Annotated in this window: 6 protein-coding genes; all 6 read left to right on the top strand. The window is 42.3% G+C overall.

All coding sequences use genetic code 11. The features are described from left to right. Positions 1–470 precede the first annotated feature (470 nt). Positions 471–1,217, top strand: a complete 747-nt coding sequence (locus tag NRIC_RS18485) for a helix-turn-helix domain-containing protein (protein ID WP_146624199.1) — start codon at positions 471–473, stop codon at positions 1,215–1,217. Positions 1,218–1,285: 68 nt separating this feature from the next. Continuing rightward, complete coding sequence (locus NRIC_RS18480) at positions 1,286–5,203, top strand: SpaA isopeptide-forming pilin-related protein (RefSeq protein WP_146624198.1); 3,918 nt, start codon at positions 1,286–1,288, stop codon at positions 5,201–5,203. A gap of 71 nt (positions 5,204–5,274) precedes the next feature. After that, positions 5,275–6,945, top strand: coding sequence for a SpaH/EbpB family LPXTG-anchored major pilin (locus NRIC_RS18475; protein ID WP_146624200.1), 1,671 nt, complete (start codon positions 5,275–5,277; stop codon positions 6,943–6,945). 86 nt (positions 6,946–7,031) lie between these two features. Then, positions 7,032–7,877 carry a class C sortase gene (locus NRIC_RS18470; protein WP_146624197.1) on the top strand — a complete coding sequence of 282 codons (846 nt, stop codon included), beginning with the start codon at positions 7,032–7,034 and terminating at the stop codon, positions 7,875–7,877. Between the two features lie 22 nt (positions 7,878–7,899). Next, on the top strand, positions 7,900–9,183 hold the full coding sequence (locus NRIC_RS18465; protein ID WP_146624196.1) for a pilin N-terminal domain-containing protein: 1,284 nt from the start codon (positions 7,900–7,902) through the stop codon (positions 9,181–9,183). 54 nt (positions 9,184–9,237) lie between these two features. After that, positions 9,238–9,710 (top strand): sortase (locus NRIC_RS18460; protein WP_146624195.1); only part of this gene is annotated, 473 nt, incomplete at its 3' end.

The following is a 9,710-nucleotide window of genomic DNA, read 5'->3' as shown; positions in this document are numbered from 1 at the left end:
TGCGGGTAGTTAAACAAATGGAAAAAGCAATCGCATAAAGGAACTTTCAAAAAATTGGAAGGATCTTTTATGGGGGAGCTTTTTTTCTTTTTTTTCGAGAAAACGTTTACGACTGTCTTTTTGTTACATTCAACAAAAAAGGTGTTTGAAAAGTTTATCTTTCACAGAAAATAACGAAATAGCGTATTCACAAGCGTTTTTTCGCCGTCAACTGCCGTCACAGGGCAGTCTTTTTTGTTGGTATATCAATGATTTGAGCGTCTTTCCTAGTCTATTGAAGACCAAGAAGAAATAAGGCAATCAATGAGTGTGTTTATTGATTTAAGTGAATAGGTTCAGTTTACTCGATTTGTTTAATCATTTGCAAATAAACGATTTTTCTAATGAGTGGAGAACGTTCGCGCCTTTTTATATAACTGGTGTGATTTTAAAAATTGTATCGTTTTTATAACCAAAGGGGGCTGCCCAACGTGCAGATATTGATCGTAACTAGAAATGTGTTGAATGAACAGAAAATTCAAGAACAGCTTCAGCGGCTGAATCATGAAGTCTTTGTTTCATCCAGCATCTTAAATCTGACCCATCATCAATTTGTCACGCGCTTGCTTGATTATTTCAATGCGATCATTTTCAGTGAATCTGTTACAGACAAGGAAGTGTTGGAGCTGCTTCCTGCAGTGAACAAAGAAAAACATGTTGCTTATCGAAAGATCGAAAAACGATTGGATCGTGTGGATCAAGAATACTGGAGTGACAAGGGAATCGATGGATGGATGATGGATCAATTTTCTTTGGAGAAAATCAGAGAACTATTTTCCAATGAGCCAACGCAGCAGTCGGAAACGGAGCTGGCTTGCCCAACTGGGCTAGGAACACTAGGGAGCTTGATTAGCTTGCGGGAAGCAGAGCCTAAACCGTCTTTAAAATTGACAGAAATTCATTTTAAAGGAAAAGAGAAGTGCCTTCTTGATGCTTTGGCGAAAAAAAGCGGCGAGGTATATTCCCGAGAGGAACTATGCAGGGTGCTTTGGAATCAAGAGCCCGACAGATCTAAGATGGCACAGTTGTCCTACATCATCAAACGAATCAAGCAGCGATTCAAGGAACATGGCATCAATGAAGAACTGTTAGTGACCATGTGGGGCAAAGGATATCAGTTAACAGACAGCTTTTACGACTACTTTCCAATAGAGGAACGCAAGAAAATTTTTCAATAAGAAGTAGAGAGACAAAAGATGGGTGTGATGAGAAAAGATGAGAAAAATCATTAGGGGGGTGAAGCGAGATGAGCAAATATATCGTTAAAGGACTGAGTTTGTTCGCAGTCGTATTGTTCTTCATACAGCTGCTTCCGATTACTGCGTTATCCGAGACAGAGAGTACAACGGTTGAGACAAATCGCAGATATACGCTCCCTACTAAAAGCAGTGATCCGTTAAAGAAATACGCAAACATCCAGACTAACCGTTCCAGCAGCACACAATCTTCAATCTCAAGTCAAACGGAGGAAACAGCTGCACAGATCACGAACGAGGAAAAGCTGGAAGAAGCGAACCACTCGGAGAAGGAGGAGACGAGCGAAACAGAAGAGAAGAAATTAGAAGAGCTGAAACCAGCAAGCATCGGTGTACAGGCTACGGGGAGAGACCTTTCTGAGACAAGTACAGCAACATTTAAAATTACTAGCTGGGATATTTTGGATGCTAGTAAGACACCGTTGACTACCACAAACAAAGCACAGCCAAATAAGGCTTATGATTTTGATTTTACTTGGGACCTCGAATTTACTGGAAGTGATAAATTACAAAAAGATGACTTTGTGGCGTTTCCTGCTCTAGAAAATGAAGAATGGGGGGAGTGGCAGTTAGCCAACACGAGTGTCGATCAACCGATCTTTGTTGAAATAGGTGGACAAAGTGTGACACTTGGAAAATGGCAAATAAAAGTTGATCCGGAAGATAATGTAAAGAAAATATACATTATTTTTGATGGAGATTTTGACACCTACCTAATTCAAAAATTAACTGCGATTAAGTTTTCTATTCCGAGTCAATCCTTAATGAACTATACCGTTAAAGCAGGAGAACAAAATGTGAGTTTTGGCGGAATAAAGAAAAAGATCGGATTCGAAGCTTCCAAGCTTGTTTACTCTAATGGATACGATTTTAAGCGGTATGTAAACTCAGGGAACGGTACGATGCAATACGCTATGACAGTCAATCTGCCCGGCTCCTTAGAACTTAGTGGCGATAGAGTTAACTGGACAGCCAATCCGAAAACGGGCTTTTATCAAAATCCGGCAAATCCGACTTATTATTGGGGGCAAAGGGCAACAGATGTAACGGGGGTATACGTAGAAGATGAGCTTGATCCTGGTGTGACAGTGAATTCAATGTTGATTCAAGCGATGGTTCGGATGCCCACTGACTTTCCTACGACGGCAGAACAATTAAAAAAAGGAGGGCGTCCAACTTCAGAGATTGCCTTTACATCTTATGTACTTGACCATTCCGGAGATGGACCGGTTTATCGAGCAGGATTAGGAACTGAGCGTGATAACATGCGTCCGACTCAGGCGAATTCATTCAAGCTGCTCACTCAAAACGCTGGAGAGACCAAAGCTCAATTCAGTACAAGAATAAAAAAAGCTGCCTATCAGTACGGTATTTATACAGAGGGATCGGGAGCGACCGCAGTTCGCACGGTGATGGCATATTTTGGGAAAATCGGCAGATCTGGAGGAACTCAGAAAAAAATATCTGATTTGACGGTCGGAGTTGATGGGACAACAGATCGATGGGCAGTTCCTGCCCGATATGTAAAGAACAGATCTGGAGTAAATGTTCAAGTTCCGTATTTTGCGGCAAAAGCAGCCGACGATGCTATTAAAAACGGATTTTATGCAGAAAGCCAACGGAATTTGTTGGAGTCATACTTTACGCTGACATATGGTGACAGCAACTATCACTATGGCCAAATTCCTACCTATAATATTTCTTTAATGCTTGGGTATCCACCAGAAAGCAAAAGTGGAGAAAAAACAAATACGGTTAAGTATTATCATAAACACGCATTAGATGGGGACAAAATATTGCCAAGAGAAGAATCGGCAAAAGGAAATATGACGAATCCATACGCAGAAATCACGCTAAATCCAAACTCGGCTATGCTCTTCAAATGGGATGAAGACAATTTGACGAAAGCATTGGACGGATTCACCTTCAAATTGCAAGAAAAAGATGGGAATACATGGAAGGATGTTAAAACAGATCTGGTGACGGCGAGCAACATAGTAGGAGGAATAACTTATAGTGGGACAATCAAAGTCGATAATTTACCAAATGGTATATATCGGTTCGTAGAGACGAAAGCCGTAGATGGCTACAGTCCTGAATTGTCTAGTAGTTGGAATGCTTCTGCAAATGCTGTTACTTCAGAAGAGTTTACGATAAGTGCTAGCACAGATGGCGCAATCGTCCATGTTCGAAATAAGAAAAAACCAACGGCACAGTACCAAGTGGAACATCACCTGCAAAAAACAGCGGGTCAAGCCGGAAGCGCCACTGATTTTGATTTGAAAGCAAGTGAAACATTTTATGGTGCGATCGACGATACGGTCACGGCCGCCTCGCGTCACTTCGATGGGTATACGTACAATCCAGGTTTGAGTTTTAATATCAAATCAGGACAGGTCAAAGCAGATGGCACACTGGTCTTAAAGCTTTATTACGTGATTGATGAGAACAATTACAAGTTCCAGATTTACAAGACAGATACAGATAAGCAAGTTATGCCGTCTGTAGATAAAAGCGGCAATCCGATTTATGACAGTAACAACAAGCAAAAAGAGGTCAAGTTCAAAATTTACAAATTCATGTGGAAAGGTGGTGGAGCAACTGTAGCGAATACACCACCGACAGCAGCAAATATTGCAGCGGGTCATTGGACATATGTCCAAGATGCAACAACGGATGCCTATGGTCGAATATTGGCTCCGGGCCTAGATCTTGCGACCGATACTTTTGGATTAGTTGAAATTGCTACCTACCCATCCTTTATTCTTCCAAGCGAGACAGAAGCTTATTGGATTATTTATGGAAAAGATGGAGAAATAAGTAATGTTACGGCGCAAGGGACAGATAATCCGGGAGTGAAAAAAGATCATATTGGTATTGATGGGAAAACCTACTGGCGCATTGTCAATAAGGTCGGAGGAGTAATGCCGCTTTTCAAAAGTAATGAACTGAATCAACCTATGCCTTCGGATGCAGAAAAAGAAGTTCGATTTAAATTTTATGAGTTCACTGGGACAACCGGGAGTGCATACGATAAAGGAGACTTCTCGAATACATCAAGGTGGACGCCGATTGATCATGCATATGGAGGCAATGAGTATCGAACAAACTTTAATGGCCGTTTTCTGAATTATGAAGAGTTTATTGCTGGGAAAGTTTATGCAGTTCAGGAAACAAAAACGTATCCTGAGTATCAATTTGAAGCAGACGCTTATTGGGTCATCACTACTAAAGTGAAAAGTAACCAAGAGGGTGCGGAAATTGCGAATATTGTTTATACGAAAGGAAAAGATAGTGGTGGAGTTTCGATTCCAGTTACAAGTCCCGGAATAATCAAGCCTACGGACACCAATAATCCACGACCAGGTTATTGGTATATAAAGAACTTACCTAGGAAAAAGCTAGATTTTTCTTTTACTAAGGTTAATGAAAAAGGAAATCCATTAGGAAATGTTGAATTCAAGATTTATGGTGGACAATCTGGAAAAACCTTGCAGATGGGGATAAACGATGATCCTCTATCTACAAATACCTATTGGGATATGTCCGCAGCAGTTCAAACAAAGACGAGCCACACAACTACAGGTATAGTAAAATTTGAAAATTTGTCAACAGGTCATTATCTACTCGTTGAAACGAGGACAGTGGATGGCTATGCTTTACCGGCTGGTCAATGGATCATTAAGGTAGATTTGGAGGCTGGAACGGTCTCTGATCCAGTGAGTCGGGGGGATCCTTTACCACCAGCATTCTATAAGAAGAGTTCGGAGCTCTACTTGCCGAACTACAAAGAAATGAAAATGCCGATGGCAGGTGGAATTGGTCTGCATATGATCGCTATCGTCGGAATTTCCATGATCGGTCTATCGATCTTGCTTCTAATAGAGAAATTAAAGAAACACACGTAATTTTGGTATAGGTTTGTCAATGACAAATTTATAAAATAAAAAAAAGAGGAAAGAGGAAAGAGGGAAAAAAGATGAGAAAGCTAGGTAAATTATTTGCGGTTGTTGCGTTGTTGTTCACAACCTTCGCTAGCGGCCTGAGTGCTTTTGCGGATCATGATGCGATCCAACCAACGACAGGAGATCTGACGATCCACAAACATTGGGCAGAAGACAACAGTCAAATCGGAGCGGAAGGAGACGGTACACAACAGACAATTACGAATCCTCCTGTAGCCAATGTTCAGTTCAACGTTTACAAATTAACACCTAAAACTGCGGGTACAGATCCTGTAGTGCCCCCATCAGAAAAAGATGGCGCTGTCTATACTGCAAACGCAGCGAAAACAGAATTAACCGTCGTCTACAACGGAAGTACGTATTACTACACTATGACAAAAGAAGTCGGCTCAGGGAAAACAGCAGCAGACGGTACATTGAAATTGACCGGATTGAAAGGTTTCTACTACGTTGAAGAAGATCTTGCAGCAAGTACGAACCCAAAACCGACAATTCCAGATGGCGCAGGAACAAAAGAAGTACAAATTGCATCACCTGTAAAACCATTCATCATTTCAGTACCAATGACCAAAACCACAGAAGACGGGTGGAACACAGATGTCCATGTGTATCCGAAGAACCAAGGCCAAACACCTACAAAGGATATGGATGGTGCAAGCAAAAACTCTGTAAATGTTGGTGATGAGATTAATTACGATGTGAAAGTCAACATTCCTGGAGATATCGAAGACTATAAAGTATACAAAATTAATGATGCACTAGATTATGCATTGACTTATAAAGCAAACAGTACGAAAGCTTATGTATACAAAGATGATGGTGCAGGCGGTTGGACCAAGCTAGAAATTCCAAATACAGGGAATGTTAATTATACAATAACTCCTGCAGACCCTACTCCAACAACAGGAAACACTAATACTTTATCAGTTGAGTTCACTCAAGCAGGTCGTGATGAATTACAAAAATACATGACAGTTGCAGGTGGAAGCTATACGCATGTAGGTATCGAGTTTACAACGATTGCAAATGAAAATATAGCAGGCAAGCCAAATGGAACAGTAAAAAACAAAGCAGAAATTGAGTTCAATAATGGTTTATCCGTAAACAATGAAAAAGTTCCAACGACCGAAACAGAAACCAATATTGGTAGTATTAATATTGAGAAAAAGGATCAAAAAGGTGCAACATTACCAGGAGCAGAATTCCAATTAGCTAAAACTGCTCAAGATGCCAAAGATGGCAAATTCATCAGGGTAAAAGCAGACGCTTCTGGTAAAATTATTGACATTGTTTATCCAGGTGAAGCAGATTATGCTACTGCTTTGGAATGGATCGCAAAACCACATGGATCAGGATTTGGTATTGATGGTACAGGCAAACTTTTCTATTCTAGAAGTTTCTACAATATTCAAACTCATTCTGGAGTAGATGCAGCAAGAGTTCCGTTGAAGTACTATTTAGTTGAAACAAAAGCACCAGATGGTTATAACTTACTAGGAGAACCAGTGGAGGTTGACTTTGCAAACGAAACAACTGCTCACGTAGTAACCAAAGAAGTAGTCAACTCAAAAGGCTTCAAACTACCAGCAACTGGTGGCATGGGTCTGATCTTGATTACAATTGCGGGTATCGCTTTGATTGGCATGGCGATCATGGTGGTATTACCTAAAAAACGTCATTCATAAGAAACACAATCCGCAACGCATTATGAAGCATTGACAGTGGGGGAGGGATTCTCCCCCGCTGATTGTTGTTGGAAGGGAAGGCATCCATGAAACGAATTATTTTGGCAATCTGTATTTTACTGATTGGCGTGGGTGTGTTGGGGTATCCCACATTAAGCAATTATTTGGCGGAGAAAAATGGCAGTTATGCACTAGATACATATGAAAAGGAAGTCAAGAAACAAAATCAGGCACAATTACTAGCCGAATGGCGCAAGGCGAAAGCCTTCAATGAAAATCTTGCAGGGAATCCGGTCCATGACCCCTTTGTAGAAGGGTCGGGCTATGCGATTCAGGGAAATTATTTTAACGTATTGAATGTCAATAACACGATGGGGCGATTGGAGATCCCGAAGATCAAGGTGGAGCTGCCGATCTATCATGGCACGGAAGCGGAAACGTTAAAACGGGGAATCGGCCATTTGGAAGGGTCATCGCTGCCAACTGGCGGCAAGAGTACTCATAGTGTTTTAACAGGACATACTGGATTATCTGGTGCGAAGATGTTAACGGATCTGACGGAGTTAGGAAAGGGCGATTTATTTTATCTAACAATTTTGGATAAGACGTTCGCCTATCGCGTGGATAAGATTCAGGTGGTGGAACCGGAACAAGTGGATGCATTGAAGCTGATTAAAGGCGAAGACCACTGCACGTTACTGACGTGTACACCTTATGGGGTGAATTCACATCGCTTATTAGTGCGGGGGGTCCGTACAAAATATGTACCAGAAGAAAAAGCGAAAATAAAATCGGTCGAAAATACAGAGGTCAATCGAAAAGTCATGATTGCAGCGATCGTCACAGCAGGTGTCATGTTGCTATTGATCGGTATTCGACTCTATTTAATTTATAAAGAGAATAAAAAAGCAGAAAATTTGGGTGAAAAATAAAGAAAGGGGGCACAATTGAAGGATGTTGAAAAGACTAAGTAAAGGTGTGCTGTTGATTTGTCTCCTGTTGCCGATGTTGTGTGCATTCATCAGTCATGCTTCGGCAGAAGAAGGACCAACAGGAGAAAATGTGGAGATCGTCTTACACAAACGGGTTCTGCGGGATGCGGACTTGTCAGAATTTACCCCGCATCAAAATGATGGGCATGAGGCCAACAGCGAGTCGGATATCCTTGCGAAAACGACGGCTTTAGATGGAGCTATCTTCGATGTGTATGATATTACACAGCTCTATCAGGAAAGCCTGCAGACGGAAAACGCTTTGTTGGATCAATTAAATGAATTAAGCTGTCAGTTTGTGATCGATTATTTGCAAAAGCATGGTGATCAGCCGATTTTGCAGGGACTAAAAACCAACAGCGAGGCTGAGGATGGTGGAATCTTACGTTTCAACGTTCCTAAATACAATCGCACATTAAACACTTCTGCCGCGTACCTGATCGTAGAAACTGGTGTGGACCCGAGTGCGGGTGTGGCCGTTGATTTGAATCAAGCACGTCCACTCGCTGTGGTCTTGCCTATTCTTGACCCGACAACAGGGCAGGAAATGGACACGATCCACCTGTATCCGAAAAATATCAGTCGTTTGTGCAGCCCCTATTTCTTCAAGATCGGAAAAAAACAGGATGGTTCGGAGGTACCGTTAGCGGGTGTCAGCTTTGTCCTCTATCGAAAAGATGAAGCCGGCAATAGGCAGTATTTGGATGCGCGAGCGACAACGAACTTGTCAGAGCGCTGGAAAGGAACAAGTGATCCGAAGACGGATACGACCCTTAGTCGTTTTATCTCAAATGAAACAGGACTGGTAGAACTGTCGGGGGTTTATCTTTCTGCGGGGACTTACTACTTGGAAGAAATCCAGAGTGTGGAAGGCTATACGATGTCAGAAAAGGAAATTCCTGTAGTGATTCCCGAAGTGTCAACGGATGTTGAGGGCAATCCGACGACAGTGACGATCAACGGGCAACTCATGGCGGATCGTGGAGCAGACGGTGCAGTGACAACAGAGGCTGTGGAAAAGAAAGAACCACGTGTCTACAACCAAGAAGAAAAGAAACCGGATCCTAAACCAAGCCTGCCAAATACGGAAGGAAAAGGAACCCCTTCAACAACACCTGAGACGCTGGCGTCAAAGGTGTTGCCAAAAACCGGTGAGCAGTTGAGTTTGTGGTTGACAATTTTAGGAGTTCTCTTGGTAGGAACTGTGGTGTTGTACAGAAAACAACGTGCCCATGAAAATGAATAAATCGGATAGCAGAATCCTTCAGTGATTCTGCTATTTTCGTTTGGAGGAGAAGCAATGAAGCGAATGATTGCGGCTTTACTGATTTTATTAGTAGGAATCGGGGTTTTAGGCTATCCGGCGTTGAGTAATTACTTGGCAGAAAAAAATGGCAGCTATGCGTTGGATACTTATGAAAAGGCAATTGCCCGACAGAGCAAGAAACAGCTGGAAAACGAGTGGGCCAAGGCGCGTGCGTTCAATCAAACCTTGACTGGAACAACCGTTCAGGATCCTTTTGCGGATGGGCCCAAGAACGCGGCTCAGAATCAGTATTACGAGGTATTGGCTGTCGAAAAAATGATGGGGAAGCTGGAGATTCCGAAGATACGAGTCGCTATGCCGATCTATCATGGGACTAGCGAGAAAACCCTGACACGCGGTATCGGCCATTTGGAGGGCTCTTCATTGCCGATTGGAGGAGAAGGGACGCACTGTGTGTTGACCGGCCATACGGGACTGACTTCCGGCAAGCTGTTAACAGACTTGAC

It is taken from the genome of Enterococcus florum (genome assembly GCF_004309355.1).
Classification (GTDB): Bacteria; Bacillota; Bacilli; order Lactobacillales; family Enterococcaceae; genus Enterococcus_A; species Enterococcus_A florum.
This window is presented reverse-complemented; position numbering and strand designations above follow the sequence as displayed.